The organism is Xylanibacter ruminicola Ga6B6, from assembly GCF_000687715.1.
Taxonomy (GTDB): Bacteria; Bacteroidota; Bacteroidia; order Bacteroidales; family Bacteroidaceae; genus Prevotella; species Prevotella ruminicola_B.
The window spans coordinates 28,913-46,870 of sequence record NZ_JHXD01000003.1; the positions used below are offsets into that span (position 1 = coordinate 28,913).

The following is a 17,958-nucleotide window of genomic DNA, read 5'->3' on the forward strand; positions in this document are numbered from 1 at the left end:
TATTGATTCGACTTAGAATGACAATTGCAGACCAAAGGTATAGGTCTTGTTCAGCGGATACAAACGGCCCAGGTCGCTGTCGGGATGCTCTGGGTCAACAAACTTCACACCTGTGAATGTAAGCAGGTTGTAAGCGTTGGCATAGATGCGGAGCGACATACCGTTTAGTGCTTTCAACTTAGGCAGGGTGTAACCCAGCTCTACGCTCTTCAAACGCAGATAGGCGGTACTTACGCGGTTGAACTCTGAGTTGCCGATAGGATTGTGGTTGGTATAGGCGTAGTAGCCCGATACCCACTCCTGAGTAGGATCCCAAGGATCGGCAGTTGGATTAACCGGGTGCCAGCGATCCCAGAACTGCTCAAGTGTACCACCTGCAGCAGCCTCGTAACCCCAGATGCGGTAGAGTGGCTCTTCGTAGCGCATGCTACCCATAGCCGAGCCCTGGAAGAGAATGTTCAGGTCGAAGTTACGCCAGGTGGCATCGATGTTGAACGAGTAGTTCATCCATGGTGTCTGGTCGTAGGCAAAAGGATGCTCGTCGAGTCCGTTTATCTCGCCATCGCCATTCCAGTCTTCATATTTGTAATCGCCAGGCAGCACGTCGCGTTCGTGGTAGATGTCGTAGTTCCATATATCCTCCCAGCTGGTGAAACGACCTGCTGAAGTGTAACCGAACTGTACACCCTGATAGCGACCGTTCAGATTGTCGTTGCGCCATTTGTCATAGCTGTTGGCGTAGGTGGCATTCTGAACAGCTGTAAGATACTTGTTACGGGTAAGACTGAAGATACCCTTCAGGCCGTAGCTTACCTCGCCGATACGATTGCGATGTGTGATTTCAAGTTCTACACCGGCGTGCTGGTCGCTGTTGGCATTCATCTGTGGAGCATCGGCACCAATCACTGTTGGGAAATCGCCAGGACGCATGTAGAGACCTGTGCGCTTGCGGATAAAGTAGTCGAAGGTAATACCCAACTTGCCATCCCATGCGGTGAAGTCGAAACCGATATTGAAACTCTTTGATTTATACCATGAAATCGACTCGTTAGGCATAGCCTTGGGCGAGGCACCATAGATAAACTGTCCACCAAACATCCAGCCTGGGGCATAGCCGTTATACCAGCCCTTGTTGCCGTCGCCACTGCCGCCTGAGGGGTAAGAGTAGCCTGATACCCAGTCGTACGAAGCGCCTGAGTCGTCACCCATCTCGCCATAGCTGGCACGTACCTTCAGGTTCTGGATAAAATGCAGGGCATTGATGTTCTTGAAGAAAGGCTCTTCGCTGATACGCCAACCGGCACTGGCTGATGGGAAGAAACCCCAGCGGTGACCTTCGGCAAACTGCGAGCTGCCATCGTAACGGAACTGACCCTCCAAAAGGTAACGGTCGGCATAGTTATAGTTCAAACGACCGATGAATGAGTTGTAGTTAGCAGCATGGATATCGCCTGCATTGGCATTACCCACCTGACCATCGTCAACGCCATTAAAAAGGTAAGGACTGTTGAAGGCAAGATTGCGTCGGGCATAGAAGGCGTCGTAAACCTTCTGCTGTGTTTCCAAACCAATCATGGCGCCTATCGTGTGTGAAGATATGGTGCGATTGTAGTTCAGAGTGAACTGCGAAAGCTTCTGCGTGTTGTCATAGTGCTCCTTGCGCAACTGGGCTGGCGAGCTGCCTGCGTAAACCTGCTGGATATAGGTATCTGTTACAGGATCGTAGGCATACTGGTTATACTGGCGACGATAGATCTCGTTTTTGTCCATGTGGAAGTCGTAAGAGTACATGGCTCTTGCGGTCAATCCTTTGAGGACATCTACATACTTTCCAAAGTCGAATGTGATTGTACCCTGAGTCAGCATCTGGTAACGCTTGTACTTTCTGTGTCCGCTGATAGAGCTGGTCATTTCGGCTACAGCGTTCTCGCCCAGATCCAGATTCTGATAGTTCAGCATGGTGTGCTCTGGGTCGGCATAGGCTGCTGCCAGCGGACCTTGGCGCCAGTAGTTGCGGATGATGTCGGTAGTTGATGTGTAAGGTGTGTTGCGGTTGTCGAGCATGCCGTTTATCTGCAGCTCGAAGTTCAATCCCTTCACAATCTCAGCGTTAATCTTCGATGTGATGTTGAACTTGTCGTAGTTCAGGTCGCCGCTCTTCAGAAAACCTTCCTGATAGAGGTAACCCATGCTTACGAAATACTGCATCTTCTCCGAGCCGCCGCTGATGGTCATGTTGTGATTGGTCTCAGGGGCTGTATCGGCAAAAATCAGTTTGTTCCAGTCGGTGCCTTGTTTGGTACCATTACGGTATTCCTCTATAGCCTCTTCGGTAAACATGGGAGCACCTCCGTCGATGTTGTTCTTCTTGAGCTCGTTCATCAGTGTCATAGCACGAACGGGATCGAGCAGCTTAGGCATACTTTTGGGTGCCTGGATAGTGAATGAACCGCTATAGCTGACTTGGGTTTTACCCATACCGCCTTTCTTGGTGGTAACAAGCACTACACCGTTAGCGGCACGCAGACCGTAGATGGCTGCCGAGGCATCTTTCAGCACCGAGATGTCCTCGATGTCATTGGCATTCATGCGTTGGAAATCCTCAACCGAACGGGGCACTCCATCGATAACGATAAGTGGCGCACCAAGTCCGCGTACATCAAAATTATTTTTGTAGGTACCAGGCTCAGCACTCTGCTGCCAAACGCGAACGCCGGCAATACGGCCTGTTAACATATTCTGGGTGTTTTCGTTGTTGGTTTTCAGCATTTCCTTACCACGCAGGGCGCTTACCGAACCTGTTATCGAACCACGTTTCTGTGTGCCGTAACCTACTACAATCACGTCGTTCAGTTCGGATACATCTTCTTTCATGCTGATGTTTATAGTCTGTCGGCCTTGAACATTCTGGCTTACAGCTTTCATGCCAATGTAGGCAAAATCAAGTGTGCCGTTGTCGGCTACTGAGATGGAATAGTTTCCATCGAAATCGGTTACTACGGCCGTCTTTGTGCCACGATGGGTGACTGTAGCGCCTATCACTGGCTCGTTGTTCTGGTCGGTAACAGTTCCTTTTACGGTGATGATACTCTGTGCCTGCACGCTCAGACTGAAAGCTGCCGACAGCAGAAGTAAACATTTCTTGGTTAAAATATTCATACTGTTTTTGTTATATGGTTATTACTGCAAATTAGTTGCTACGAGCATGCCGTATTCCGAGGCGTAGGCGAAAGCGATGATGGCACGTACATCGTTCTGTGCCTGATTATTGCTCCAACCGCCTGTAAGACCGCGTGGCAATGCGTTCTGACGGAGAAAGCTCTCCCACGAATAGTCGAGGTTTGTCTGGAAGGTGGCAACGCCCTCTTTAGCGTCCACTCCAATACTTACTGCATCTATCCAACCGCGCATCAGTACATCGTCGAACCAACGGCTGAAGTCGCTATAGGCATAATCCCATGTGCCTTTCGAGTTCTTCTTGGGGAAGTAGTCGAAGGTAGCTGTGTAAAGCTTGCGTGTATCGTCGAGATAACGACTGTCGTGAGTGAGTGCATACAGGTCGGCACCGCCACTTACCATAGTACCGCTGTTATAGGTGTGCTTGGTGCCACCTGCACCTGTGCCTGGATTAGAGATGCGGTACTGTACGCCATCAAAAACATCGTAGCGGATGTTGTTGCTGGCGCCTACCATATCCAGATATACGCCATCCGATGCACGCAGGTTGTATTGCTGCCACTCGTATATCTTTTTAGCCATCATCAGGTAGTAATCGGCTTTTGTGGCAGTAACATCCTGTCGCTTACCATCATTAGCGATGGTGCGATAGGTTACTTTATCGTTCTTGCCCTGATAGTACTCGGCCAACCACACTAGTGGCGATACGAACGGACCGTTGCTGCAAGCATGTTTGGTGCCGTAGGATGGGCCCCAGGTAATGCCGCCCACCTCATTGCCCCAGGCGTGCTGCTTGTCGTCAAGGCACCAGTCCCAGCCATCCAGTACATAGGCTGTCAGGTATTCTGCCTTATCCAGATATTTCTGTTCGCCAGTGGCTTTCCACGAACGTAGAAGTTCGCGGATAATCCACTGCTGATCGTCGTATACATTCTGGTCGCCATCTACCTTGGCGCCTCCTTTCATACCGCCACGGTGTACACCATAAACGGTCCACTCCTGATTGTTGCGGGTATAGGAGGTGAGCTTAAAGGTGCCTGCATAGTACTCCAGTCCGTCGTACAGTTTTGCAAGCTGCTCCTTATAGGCTGCTGCTGTTCCCTGCTGGGCACTCTTTCCGGCCTTAGTAAGTGCTGCGTAACCCTCAAGGATGCTGTTGCAGGCCTCGATGGCTGCAGTATAGGGCCATACGTCGGCCTCGCCCGATGCTTTGTCGGTATAAGGGTTGTACATGTCGGCCATCTTCATGTCGCCGCTGATGTAGTGCTGCATGGCTGCATCAAACAGGGCGGTGGCTCTGGTGAGATTGCGTACACTCACATCGTTGGTCTCAATAGGCTGGGGCGCAACGGGAGTGGTAGGTTCGTCGGTCTGGAAGTCGTTATTGCTGCCACAGCTGGCTGTGGTAGAGAGCGCGAGGGCCAGACTGACCATAGTTAGAATTTCTTTCTTCATTTTCTTATTCATATCTTTGTTAGTTCAAGTCAATACTGTAGATGGTTACCTTGTTCTCATCGCCGTTTGCCTCGCCTTTGTAAACAGCCAGAACCAATGTTACGTTCTTACCATTATACTGCGACAAGTCGAACACAAATTTTCCATAATTCTCTGGGTGTCCGGTATCACCGTTACTGTGGCGGAACTTGATGGTGCCGTCGGGGCCTTCCTTCAAGTCAGATACCTTCGATTCGCTATTGGGCTGCAGATACTTCACGTTCATTTCGTCAGTAATGGCAATAAGTTTGAAGTAGGTGGCGTTGTCGCCAAAGTTGCGGGCACGCAGGGTGAATTTGTTTCTGTTATTGCTGATGGCGAACTTGCTGTACAGGTAGCTTTCGGCTTTCGTCGTACTTACGCTGCCATCGCCGCCACGGGTCTTGATGGTGTAACCCTCGTTGGTAAATACATCGCAGTCTTTAGTGATTGAGGTCAGTCCCCAATAGGCTGCTACGTGTCCAGTCTTGTTCCAATCGCGGTAAGCCCATACATACTCGTCGCGGTTCTTCTTACCTTCGTAGGTGGTGATACCTGTAAACGAATTCATCTCGTTTGGCATGGTGGCACGTACCATATCCTGGGTAAGGTGCAAATCCTCAAGCTGCTCGTTGATAGGTGTACCAGGCAACCAAGCCAGTCCATTGGTGGCTGATGGAGCGAAACTCAAGCGGCGCAATACTAGCTGAACCCACTCGCCTGAATAGTAAGTGCCAATGGCTATGGCGATATCCTTGCCTACGTAGGCGCTCAGATCGAACGTGAAGTTCTTGTAGTTACCATCCTGGAACGAGATGTTGTCGCCCAGCTTCTTGGCCTGTGGTTTCTGCTCGCTCAGGTCAACCACTACCACATTCCAGATGGCAGGACCTTGGTGGGTGCGGGCAAACACGGTCAGAATCTTATTATCTTCGGTGATGTGCTTTCTACCATATATAAAGGTGTTCAGATGATCGTAGTCGACTCCGCCTTTGCTCTCATCAACACGCATGGTGGTTCCTTCGTTCTGCTCCTCCCAGTTACCCATCATGTCGAGTGTACACATGTAGTTTACACTCCAGTCGAATTGTGGGTAGTTGTCGGCATTACGTCCACCGCGGTATTCGTTGTACATCCAGGGAGTACAGGTTTTCAGATCGCTCAGCGTCAGACCTGGTAAAACCTCATCGCCGCCCATGATGATGTCGGGCAGTTGGGCTACGCCATCCTTAAAGTCGTCGGCTTTCACCTCTTTAGTTACAGGTGCGTAATCGCCGTATGTAAAAGTGATGGTGTAGTTGTCCAAGGGTAGCTGCGATATGGTATACACGCCATCGCTGCCTGTTGTAACAGGTTCGCTACCAACTGTTGCTGTGGCGCCTGCCAGTGGCTGCTTACCGTTTTGGGCATCAAGCAGTCTACCGGTAATCTTCGCTGCGGCATAACGCATGCTGGTGCTGATGTTGGCAGTACCATCGCTCCACTGTTTGGGAGCCACCGTACAGCTCACGGTCTGGTAGTCTTGCTTACTAAATGTAATAATGTGTTTGCCGATGGGTAGCCCTGTCAGGGTGTAGCTACCTGATACATCAGTAGTACTGCTGATGTCTGCATCGTTCACTGTTACACTGACGCCTTGTAGAGGATTGCTTTGGTCGTCGGTAATAATACCGCTTACGTTACCATTGCCCAGGTTTACGTCATTGTTGTTTTCGTCGTTGGTGCAGCTTGTGCTGCCGAGTGCCAAAAAACATACCGTTAAGAGATATGCCGTTAGTTGTTTGGCTTTGGTTTTCTGTCTCATTGATTATACAAGTTTAGTTATTATTAGAAATCGGCTGCAAAAATAGGTGTCAATATCATAAATAACCGGTTAATTAAGGGTTATTTTGTGATTAAAAGTGTTAATCTGCGTAAACTTTGATTATATTCTGCCTTAAAAGCGCTAATTTTGCAACCACAAAACAAAAACTGACATGGACAAAATTTTAAAACTGCTATTGTTACTCTTATTTTCTGTGAGTTACGCCCATTCGCGTGCTCAAGGTTTACGTTTTCTGAATCCTATCGATTCTATTAATGGCCGTACCTCATATTCTGTGTTTGCCGACGATGAAAAGGTGTTTTTTCATCAGTTGGATATCCAGTTCGATATGCTGTTGCCCCGAGTGGGCGAGGTGGGGTATATACTCCATGTGGTTGACGAGGAGAAAGGGGTTAACTTTAATATCTTCTACGATGGACGTGGAAATGATCTTATCGAGCTCAACGAGGAAGGTAAGACTACGCTGATTCGTCGTCGGTTTAATCGCCAGGGGCTGCTCGATAAGGGATGGATATCGTTTAAAGTCTCGTTTAATCTCGATAAGCACGAAATTTACATGAACATTGATGGACAGAAGCAGACAGTTCTCGTTCAATCGCTGCCTGCTTCGTTATCGCCCCGAATCGTGTTTGGTCGCTTTGACTATCTCATCGAGGTTCCCTCTGTTACCATCAGAAACCTGCGCATCAGAAGTGGCGAGGCAAACTATTTTTTCCCTCTTTCGCAGAGTAGTGGCAATGTGGTGTTCGATCATCAGCTTAAAAAGGTGGGGCATGTGGATAACCCCTATTGGAGCATTAACGACTGCTATCACTGGCAGCGACTTAGCGAGATGAAATTCCAGCATAATGCTGGAGCCGCTTTCGATTTCCAGCGCCATTTGTTTTATGGTTATACACGCGATACCTTATTAATATATAATACCGATAATCGTGAAACCACTTGTCGTGTATTCCCCCAAAAATGTCCTGTTGATGTTAATCTGGGTATGAATTTTATCGATCCTCGTAGTAGGAAACTCTATACTTACGAGGTGTACAAGTATGATAACCTGGCCGACCGTCCACAGGATGAGGCCTCGATAGCCAGTCTGGATCTGAATACACTTGAGTGGACACCTGAGTGTTACACCCAGTTGCCCACCCAGCTGCATCATCATGGCTCGTTTGTTGATACTTTACGTAATCGATTCTGTATTTTCGGAGGTTTTGGTAGCATGCTGTATTCCAGGCAGTTACATGTGTACAATCTGGATAACCATCAGTGGCAGCAACCTCAAAACCTCCAGGCTTGTACACCGCGTTATTTTACTTCTATGGGTATCGACTCGTTGTCGCGTTACGCCTATATCTTTGGTGGCATGGGCAATGAGTCGGGTAACCAGTCAATCGGGCGTCACTATCTCTACGATTTATATCGAATCGACCTGGCAAATGATTCGGCTGTGCGTATGTGGACCATCGACTGGGGCAAACGCCAGAATATTGTGCCTGTGCGTAATCTCGTGGTGATGGGCGGTTACTTCTATACGCTGTGCTATCCCGAGGCATTGTCGGACTCGTATCTGCGTTTGTGCCGTTTCTCAATTGCCGATGGTAGTATGGAGATGTTAGGCGATTCTATCCCCATCCACTCCGATAAGATAGCCACCAATGCCAATATCTATTACGACCCAGTGGTAGATAAGTTCTTTGTGTGTGTGCAGGAGTTTACGGATGACATCTCGTCAACCATTTCGTTTTACTCAATTCAGCTGCCTGTGCTGTCGGATGCGCAGTTTGCCGAGGTTTCCAAGTTGCCTGCCGACAGACGTCTTTGCTACCTGGCCGTGGCGCTGCTACTGATAGTAGTGGCTTCTGTGTGGATGCTTTACCATTGTTATCGCAAACGTAAACAGGTTATTGCAAACAATGAGAAAATCGACGTACAACTGCCCGAAACCAAGCCCAATGCTATTTATGTTTTTGGTAGTTTCTGTGCTTTCGACAGAAAGAACCGTGATATATCGTACCTGTTTACCGATAAATTGCGTGAGCTTACCTGTGTGTTGCTTTGGTATCACAAGCAAGGAGGTGTATCGTCAAAGTTACTTGGTACCATGCTGTGGGGCGACAAACCGGCTGATAAGATTAAAAACTCGCGTAGTGTGCTTATTAATCACATGCGTAAGGTGTTGGAGGAGATGGATGGTATCGAGTTGGTTTATACCGATGGCTATTACCATTTTGTTACCAGTCACCCCTTCTATTGCGATTATCTCGATTGCGCCCGTCAGATATTTACCGAGCAATATACCGAGCAGAGTCTGCTGGGCATCTTGTGTCGCGGCAAATTCCTGCTAACTCAGGATGCACCCTCACTCGATCAGTTTAAGTCAGAGACCGAGCGTATTCTTAAACCCGTTATCCTGCGCATGATAAAACATACCTATGCTAGCAACGAACTTAAACTTACACTTTATCTCGTAGAGGCGATGTTACATATCGATCCCTACCATGTCGACTCGTTCTCCTACAAAATCAAATCGCTCAAGCGTCTGGGTAAGGTCTATGAGGCGCAGGATGCCTCGCGTGCCTTCCACGAAGAGTACATTAAAGCCTTCGGCGAAGATTTTGAATTAAAATAAGAACCATCAAAAAGTAAACACAATAAATGGCGAGGAAATACGTTTTATAATATGTGAAACGTTTCATTATCGCGATAGTAGGATTGTGGATTGTGGTCGTAGCGGTGCGGGCGCAATACGATGTTTCCTTTGCTCATTACTGGGCAATGGAGCCGTCGTTTAACCCAGCGACTGTGGGTAAGGAGGCTAAATTGAATGTGACTGGGGCCTATGGGCTGCAGCTGGCAGGCTTTGAGCATAACCCAAAAACCATGTACGCGGCGGCCGACATGCAACTGTATGGCTTGGGTACCTATCACGGTGTGGGTGTGCAGCTGCTGAACGATGATATCGGACTGTTCTCGCACAAGCGCTTGGCTGTGCAGTATGCCTACCAGCGACGGGTTCTGAAGGGCAAGCTGAGCGTAGGTGTGCAGTTGGGTATGCTGGGCGAGACGTTTGATGGTAGTAAGGCCGAAATGCCCGAGGATGGCAGCGACCCCGTATTGTCGAGCTCGTCGATTAACGGATCGGGACTTGATATATCGGCAGGCATCTACTATAAGGCCCGAAAATGGTACATGGGAGCATCGGTTCTGCACCTTAACAACCCCGTGGTAACACTGGGCGAAACCAGCGAACTGAGCATTGGTGCAACATATTATTTTACCGCTGGATACAATATTCAGCTAAATCATCCGTTTTTTAAAATACAGACCTCTGTGTTAGGGCGCACCGATGGCACCGCCTGGCGGGCCGATGTAACAGGGCGCATCAGGTACGAACACGATAAAAAGATGCTGTACGCAGGCCTCTCGTACAGTCATACTAACTCGGTAACGGTGCTGGTAGGTGGCCGATGGCACGGCATACACCTGGGCTATAGCTACGAGTGTTACACCAGTGCCATTAACGTGGGTAACGGCAGTCATGAACTGTTTGTGGGCTACGAGACAGAGCTGAATCTGTATAAAAAAGGCAGGAATCTGCATAAGAGCGTAAGATTACTATAGTAAATAAGATATATATGAAGAAACTGATAGGACTATGCACCGTTGCGGCACTGATGCTTACCAGCTGTTTTGGTGGTAAGCTGATGACGGCTAATGGTGGTGAGGTGACAGGTACCAGTGGCAGGGCTTTTACCGAGCCAACACCCTACGGCATGGTGCTGGTTAAGCGTGGCCATGTGAAAATGGGTATTGAAAACCAGGATTCGCTGTGGGGTAAGAAAACACCCGTACGCGACATCTCGGTAGATGGATTCTGGATGGACGAGACCGAGGTTACCAACTCGAAGTATCGCCAGTTTGTGAATTATGTACGCGACTCGATTCTGCGCGAACGTCTCTCGGAGATTGACGAGACCTACAAAACGGTAAAGACCGACCGTGAGGGTAACGAGATATCGACCGTACTGAACTGGAAGAAACCGCTGCCCCGCCGTCCGAGCGAGGATGAGCAGGAGATTATTGACGCCATGTACGTAACCAACCCAGTTACAGGCGATAAGATGTTGGATTTCCGCCAGCTTAACTACCGTTACGAGGTGTACGACTATACCGCCGCAGCCCTGCGTCGCAACAGATTGAACCCACAAGAGCGCAACCTGAATACCGACCTGACAGTTGATCCCGACGAGCAGGTGTGGATATCGAAAGATACAGCCTATGTGGATGACGAGGGGCGTATTGTTCGCGAGAGCATCAACCGTCCGCTCTCGGGCCCGTGGGATTTCCAGAATACCTATATCGTAAACGTATTCCCCGACACCACGTGCTGGGTAAACGATTTCCCCAATGCTGATAACGAGATGTATCTGCGCTACTATTTCTCGAATCCCGCTTACAACGATTACCCCGTGGTGGGTGTTACCTGGGAGCAGGCCAATGCTTACTGTGCCTGGCGTACTGAGTATCTGCTGAAAGGCTTAGGTCCCGCAGCCCGTTATGTGCAGCGTTACCGTCTGCCAACCGAGGCCGAGTGGGAGTATGCCGCCCGTGGTAAGGATCAGAACGAGTTCCCTTGGGACAACGAGGATGTGGCCAGCGGCAAGGGCTGTTTTTACGCCAACTTTAAGCCCGATAACGGCAACTATACCAAGGATGGTAATCTGATTACCAGTAGGGTGGGCATCTATTCGGCCAACTCGAATGGACTTTACGATATGGCAGGTAATGTGGCCGAGTGGACCAGCACCATCTATACCGAGGCAGGTGTTGAGGCAATGAACGATATCAACCCCACACTGAAGTACAACGCTGCTCAGGAGGATCCCTATCGACTGAAGCGAAAGAGTGTGCGTGGTGGTTCGTGGAAGGATCCCGAGTCGTATATCCGTTCGGCCTGGCGTACAGCAGAGTATCAGAATCAGCCCCGTTCGTACATCGGATTCCGCTGTGTGCGCAGTCTGGCCAACTCAACCAGCGAGCGCGCCAAAAGCACAAAAGGTAAGAGAATGTAAACACTAAATACGCAATAGTTATGACGATATACAGCAAATATAATGTAATTTACCGCTTGCAGAAGTGGATGGACAGTGTGCCAGGACAGACGTTCCTGAACTACGCCTACTCATGGGGCGCATCAATCGTAATCTTAGGTACGTTGTTTAAGCTCACCCACATGGGTGGAGCCGATTATCTGCTGTTCTTTGGATTAGGAACAGAGGTCATTGTGTTCTTCCTTTACGCCTTCGATCGTCCGTTCGACAAGACTACCGATGGTATGGTGCTGGATACCCACGTGAACGTTAATGGTGAAGCGCCCGTTGTTAGTAAAGGTGGTAGCGCAACCGTAGTAGGTGGAAATGGCGGAACCATTATCATTAATGGCAACGGTGGTACCTATACTGGATCATCGACCAATGTACCGTCGACACCCAGCGCCCAGCCGACAGCTGTACAGCATGCAGTCGCTGCCCAGCCCGTATCTGTTTCGGCTCACCCCGAATTGGATGCTGCTACCTCTACCTACGTAGAGGAGCTGAAGCACCTGACAGAAACTCTCTCGAAGGTATCGGCCCAGAACGAGAAGCTGGCTCACGACTCTGAGGAGATGGAGAACCTGAACCGCACGCTTACCGGCATCTGCAAGGTTTACGAGATGCAGTTGAAGAGTGCCAGCGCCCAGATTGGTACGATCGATGATATTAACGATCAGACCAAGAAGATGGCCGCACAGATAGCAGAACTGAATAAGATTTATAGCCGTATGATTGAGGCAATGACGGCTAAGATGAACGCATAACGACTATGGCAATCAAGAAAAGACCCGTTTCTCCACGCCAGAGGATGATTAACTTGATGTACGTTGTCCTGATGGCGATGTTGGCACTTAACGTTTCGAACGAGGTGCTCAACGGTTTTTCGATTGTGGAGGAAAGTCTGAACCGCACTACAGGTAACTCTGCCAAGGAGAACCTGGCCATCTACAAAACCTTTGAGCAGCAGCTGAAGGCTAACCCGCAGAAAACCCGTGAATGGTATGACAAAGCCCAGCAGGTACGCCAGATGAGCGACTCGCTGTATAACTTTGCTGCCAGTCTGAAGCAGGCCATCGTGGTTGAGGCTGATGGCAAGGATGGCGACGTAACCAATATTCGCAATAAGGAGGATCAGGAGCCCGCTAACTATGTGATGCTCTCGCCTACCAACGGACAGGGACAGAAACTGTACAAGGCTATCAACAGTTTCCGCGAGCGTATGCTGACGATGGTAACTGATGAGAAACAGCGACAGATTATAGCCAGCAATCTTACTACCCAGATGCCCAAGCGTGCTATGGGTAAGAACTGGGCCGAATATATGTTTGAGTCGATGCCCGCTGCGGCTGCTGTTACGCTGCTGTCAAAACTGCAGAGTGATGTGCGCTATGCCGAGGGAGAGGTTCTGCATACTCTGGTACAGAACATCGACGTGAAGGATGTTCGTGTAAACCTGTTGGATGCCTTTGTGATTCCCAACTCAAAAACGATTGTTCGTGGCGACCGTTTCTCGGCCCGTATCGTGATGGCTGCTGTTGATACTACTCAGGTACCCGATATCTTTATCGGCGGACAGAAAGTAAATTTGCAGAACGGCTTGTATGAGACCGTATGTGGCAAGACGGGTGACTTTACGCTGAAGGGCTATATGGAGATGGTGAATGGCAATGGCGACCGTATACGCCGTGAGTTTGCACAGGATTACACCGTAGTTGAGCCCAGTGCCACCGTATCGGCCGACCTGATGAATATGCTTTATGCAGGTTATGCCAACCCCATCAGCATTAGTGTGCCAGGTGTGCCCCTGAATAAGATTCAGGCCTCGATGACCAATGGTACTTTACAGAGCGTAGGTCCTGGCAAATATATCGCACGTCCAGCTAAGATAGGTCAGAATGCTGTGATTACCGTTACCAGCATCAATACCGGTCATGCCCAGCAGATGGGACAGTACACCTTCCGTGTAAGGAAATTGCCCGATCCTACACCTTATATAGCGATGAAGGACGAGCATGGCAATCCCGCTCGATACAAGGGTGGTGCCCTGAGCAAGGGACAGCTGGTGGCAGTAGATCATCTGGGTGCTGCTATCGACGATGGCATACTGGATATCGCCTTCCGTGTGCAGAGCTTCGAAACGGTGTTTTTCGATAATATGGGTAACGCCGTGCCGATGGCATCGGATGGTGCGCAGTTCTCGGCCCGCCAGAAAGATACCTTCCGCAAACTGGCCCGTAATCGCCGATTCTATATCTCGAGGGTAACGGTAACCGGTCCCGATGGATTAACCCGTACCCTGACTAACCCCATGGAAGTGATTGTAAAATAAATAAGGTATAAGATAGTATGAAGAGATTATTGTTCATATCAACCCTCGTGCTGATGGTGAGTGTAGCAGTGGCTCAGCCACCACAGCGCCGTGCCGAGCAGCAGGCTCAGCAGCAAGCCAAGCAGAATGCAGCATCTTCGGCTATGTCGATGCGCGCACAGATATCATTCCCCACAGCTGTAGAGATGCCCGAAGAGGTGGTGTGGCGTCGTGATATCTATCGTGAGATATCATTAGAGGATGATGCCAACGGCGGACTTTACTATCCCGTAGAGCCACAGGGCAAACAGTTGAACTTGTTTACCTATATCTTTAAGCTGGCGCTGAACGGCTATATCCCCGTGTACGAGTATCCTACCGATGGCAGCGATGTGTTTACCGATGCTACTAAGGCCGATATGAAGGCCCTGCTGGATAACTACCACATCTATTATGAGGAAAAGGATGGTAAGATACGTGTGGATAACAGTGATATTCCCTCGGCGATGGTGAAGAAGTACTATCTGAAGGAGAGTGCCTATTACGATCAGGCTAACTCGTCGTTCCACATCAAGGTGCAGGCCTTATGTCCCATTATGATGGACGAGTTTGGTGGCGAGGCAACGCAGTACCCCCTGTTCTGGGTGAAATACAGTGACTTGGAACCCTACCTGAACCGTCAGACGGTGATGGCCAGCAGTATGAACAATGCCGCCACCGTATCGATGGACGATTTCTTTACGCTCAACATGTATCGTGGAAAAATCTATAAAACCAACAACGCACAGGGCAAAACATTGCTGCAGTTATGTGGTGGCGATGAGGCTAAGATGACAGCCGAACAGAAGCGTATCGAAGCCGAACTGGAGGGTTTTAAGAAAACGATTTTCGGCGATCCTGCTAAGCGCGACTCGCTTGATAGCATAGCTGCCCTGAAGGATAGCAAGGCCGACAAGAAGGTGAAGGCTGCCAAGAACAAAACCGCCGCAACCAAGGGCGTAAAGGTGACTAAGCAGAAGAGTGCCAAGACCGAGAAATCGAGTGGCAGTAGCAACAGTGGTGCCCGTGTGTCGGTACGTCGACAGCGTCACTAACTAGTCAAAATACAAGGGAATAATCGAAAAAAAACGGTTATTCCCTTTTCGATTCCAACTTTTTTCGTAACTTTGCGCCGTGGAATGATTCAATAACATTAATAATTGGTATAAGTTATGAAGAAATTTTTTACTTTAGTAGTGCTGCTGGCAACAATGGCTGTTGCTGCTCAGGCACAGGTGAAGTTTGGTGTTAAGGGTGGTCTTAACCTGACTAATATGAAGTTCGACAATTCGATCATTGACAAGTCGAATCAGACTGGTTTCTTTATCGGTCCGACTCTTAATTTTACACTCCCAGTGGTAGGTCTTGGTATTGATGCATCGGCCTTGTACGATCAGCGTTCGGCTGAGGTTAATGATGAGAAACTTAAGCAGCAGTCAATTCAGATTCCCATTAACCTTCGTTATGGTTTTGGCTTGGGTAATACTGCAAGCATTTACATCTTTGCTGGTCCTCAATTTGGCTTTAATGTGGGTGATAAAAAGACAAATCTGGTGAATGAGGCACTTGATTGGCGCATGAAGGACTCAAGCTTGAGCGCAAATGTGGGTTTAGGTTTGATGCTCCTTAATCATCTTCAGGTATCTGCTAACTACAACATTGCTATGGGTACAACAGGTGAGTTTGATATACTAAAAGATGTACCCGATGCTGCCTGGAAGCAGGTTACGGGAAAAACTAAGGCTAATTCTTGGCAGCTTTCGGTTGCTTACTTCTTCTAAGGGGTGAGTTACGCGGATATCATATTACCTGTTCCGTTAACAGGACTTTTTACCTACGCCGTGCCCGATGGCATGAGCGTAGGTATTGGTATGCGCGTACTGGTAACCTTCGGACGTAGCAAAACCTACTTGGGTATTGTGGCCCGATTACACAATGAGAAACCAAAAGACTATCAGGTAAAGCCCATCAGTCAGGTGATGGATGCCACACCTATCATTACTGATAACCAATTGAAACTATGGCAGTGGATAGCCGATTACTACATGTCGCCCATTGGCGAGGTGTATAAGGCTGCACTCCCGTCGGGACTGAAAGCCGAGGATGGTTATCGTCCACGTACCGAACTTTACATCCAGCTATCGCCTAAGTTCCGCAGCGAGCAGGCCTTGCATGTGGCTATCGATATGTTGCAGCGTGCTCCTAAGCAGCTCAAGGCTTTCCTGGATTATCTGGAACTCTCGGGTTGGGACCAGTTGGGACAGACCGAGGAACAGTTCGAGATAACCCGCGACGAGTTGATTAACCAGGGACACACCCTACAGTCGGTAAACGCCTTGGTGCAGCGTGGTGTGTTGGAAACCTATGATAAAGAGGTGGGGCGATTGAACTTTGGTGGCGATCCGCATCCTGAACATATCAAACCGCTGAGTGATGTACAGCAGGAAGCGTTTAACCAGATACAGTTCTCGTTTCTGCAGAAGAACGTGACGCTGCTGCATGGCGTGACCTCGAGCGGTAAAACCGAGATTTATATCCACCTGATACAGCAGGCGTTGGATAAGCATCAGCAGGTGCTTTATCTGTTGCCCGAGATTGCCCTTACCGTGCAGATGATGCAACGTCTGCAACGTGTGTTTGGCAATCGCCTGGGCATCTATCATAGCAAATACTCGGATGCTGAGCGTGTGGAAATCTGGCAGAAACAGCTCTCGAAGCATCCCTATGATGTGATTCTGGGTGCGCGCAGTGCCGTGCTACTGCCTTTCCAGAACTTAGGACTGATTATTGTGGATGAGGAGCATGTGACCTCGTATAAACAGCAAGACCCAGCACCGCGTTATCATGCCCGTTCGGCAGCTATCATGCTGGCACAGATGTATGGTGCCAAGACGTTATTGGGTACTGCCACGCCGTCGCTCGAGACCTATCATAATGCCAAAACGGGTAAGTATGGTTTGGTGGAGCTTTTCCAACGTTATAAAGGTATTCAGCTGCCTGATATCCAGGTGGTGGATATCAAGGACCTGCAGCACCGTAAGATGATGAACGGTGCGTTCTCACCTTTGTTGTTGGCGAAGACCCGCGAGGCATTGGAGCGAGGCGAACAGGTGATATACTTCCAGAACCGTCGTGGCTATGCACCCATGATAGAATGCAAGCAATGTGGTTGGGTGCCTCATTGTCAGCATTGCGATGTGTCGCTGACGTTACATCGTAATATGAATCAGCTTACCTGTCACTACTGCGGCTACACCTACCAGGTACCCATCGAGTGCCCTGCCTGTGGTGGACATGATTTGATAACCAAGGGTTACGGCACCGAGAAGATTGAAGACCAGTTGCGTGATATCTTCCCTGAGGCCCGTATTGCCCGTATGGACCTTGATACCACCCGTACCCGTAATGCCTACGAACGTATCATCAGCGATTTCTCGGCAGGGCGTACCAATCTGTTGATAGGTACCCAGATGATATCCAAGGGCTTGGATTTTGATAAGGTATCAGTTGTAGGTATTCTGAATGCCGACAACATGCTGAACTATCCCGATTTCCGTGCTTACGAGCAGGCTTATATGATGATGGCTCAGGTAGCTGGGCGCGCCGGTCGTAAGGGTAAGCAGGGGTTGGTAATCCTACAAACCAAATCGCCAACGCTACCCGTTATCCAGCAGGTTGTGCAGAACGATTATGCCGGATTGTACCGTTCGCTGATAGCCGAGCGCCAGCATTTCCATTATCCGCCTTATTATCGCTTAATCTATGTTTATCTGAAACATCGGTCGGATGCGGTGGTTGAGTCGGCAGGTATTGAGATGGGTAGCAGATTGCGCCAGTGGTTCTCGGCCCGTGTGTTAGGTCCCGACAAACCTGCCATCGCTAAAGTAAAGTCGCTCTCTATTCGTAAGTTGGTGCTTAAGTTAGAACCAGGCATCGGTATGGTCGACGTGCGTAAATATTTAGCGCTTGCCCAGCAGCAGATGCTACAAGACAAGCGCTATTCGTCGCTTCAGATCTACTTTGATGTAGATCCATTATAATCAAAT

General features: G+C 49.2%; 11 protein-coding genes. 8 read left to right on the forward strand and 3 right to left on the reverse strand.

Annotation, left to right across the window (positions count from 1 at the left end; all coding sequences use genetic code 11):
• Window positions 1-12: 12 nt before the first annotated feature.
• The 3 genes from T500_RS0102915 to T500_RS0102925 are packed head-to-tail and all read right to left on the reverse strand — an operon-like array spanning window position 13 to window position 6,454.
• Window positions 13-3,159 (reverse strand): SusC/RagA family TonB-linked outer membrane protein, encoded by a 3,147-nt coding sequence (locus T500_RS0102915; protein ID WP_028906879.1) that lies wholly within the window; start codon window positions 3,157-3,159, stop codon window positions 13-15.
• Window positions 3,160-3,180: 21 nt separating this feature from the next.
• Entirely contained in the window at window positions 3,181-4,632 is a 1,452-nt protein-coding gene (locus T500_RS0102920; RefSeq protein ID WP_196243459.1) for a glycoside hydrolase family 76 protein, read from the reverse strand.
• A 19-nt stretch (window positions 4,633-4,651) separates the two neighbouring features.
• Complete coding sequence (locus T500_RS0102925) at window positions 4,652-6,454, reverse strand: carboxypeptidase-like regulatory domain-containing protein (protein ID WP_028906881.1); 1,803 nt, start codon at window positions 6,452-6,454, stop codon at window positions 4,652-4,654.
• A gap of 172 nt (window positions 6,455-6,626) precedes the next feature.
• Here T500_RS0102925 and T500_RS15045 point away from each other — a divergent pair, with 172 nt between their 5' ends.
• From T500_RS15045 to priA, 8 genes are all read left to right on the forward strand, one after another.
• Complete coding sequence (locus tag T500_RS15045; RefSeq protein ID WP_051611850.1) at window positions 6,627-9,101, forward strand: kelch repeat-containing protein; 2,475 nt, start codon at window positions 6,627-6,629, stop codon at window positions 9,099-9,101.
• 53 nt (window positions 9,102-9,154) lie between these two features.
• Window positions 9,155-10,093, forward strand: coding sequence for a PorP/SprF family type IX secretion system membrane protein (locus T500_RS0102935; protein ID WP_028906882.1), 939 nt, complete (start codon window positions 9,155-9,157; stop codon window positions 10,091-10,093).
• A gap of 14 nt (window positions 10,094-10,107) precedes the next feature.
• Window positions 10,108-11,544, forward strand: a complete 1,437-nt coding sequence (locus T500_RS0102940; protein ID WP_028906883.1) for an SUMF1/EgtB/PvdO family nonheme iron enzyme — start codon at window positions 10,108-10,110, stop codon at window positions 11,542-11,544.
• Window positions 11,545-11,564: 20 nt separating this feature from the next.
• Window positions 11,565-12,329: a GldL-related protein gene (locus tag T500_RS0102945; protein ID WP_028906884.1), complete on the forward strand. Its 765-nt coding sequence runs from the start codon at window positions 11,565-11,567 to the stop codon at window positions 12,327-12,329.
• Between the two features lie 5 nt (window positions 12,330-12,334).
• Window positions 12,335-13,894 (forward strand): gliding motility protein GldM, encoded by a 1,560-nt coding sequence (gene gldM, locus T500_RS0102950; RefSeq protein ID WP_028906885.1) that lies wholly within the window; start codon window positions 12,335-12,337, stop codon window positions 13,892-13,894.
• 17 nt (window positions 13,895-13,911) lie between these two features.
• The gene (gene gldN / locus T500_RS0102955) at window positions 13,912-14,967 is read left to right on the forward strand and encodes a gliding motility protein GldN (RefSeq protein ID WP_028906886.1); all 1,056 of its coding nucleotides are present in this window, start codon (window positions 13,912-13,914) and stop codon (window positions 14,965-14,967) included.
• Between the two features lie 117 nt (window positions 14,968-15,084).
• Entirely contained in the window at window positions 15,085-15,693 is a 609-nt protein-coding gene (locus T500_RS0102960; protein ID WP_028906887.1) for a porin family protein, read from the forward strand.
• A 3-nt stretch (window positions 15,694-15,696) separates the two neighbouring features.
• On the forward strand, window positions 15,697-17,952 hold the full coding sequence (gene priA / locus T500_RS0102965; protein WP_028906888.1) for a primosomal protein N': 2,256 nt from the start codon (window positions 15,697-15,699) through the stop codon (window positions 17,950-17,952).
• Window positions 17,953-17,958 lie beyond the last annotated feature (6 nt).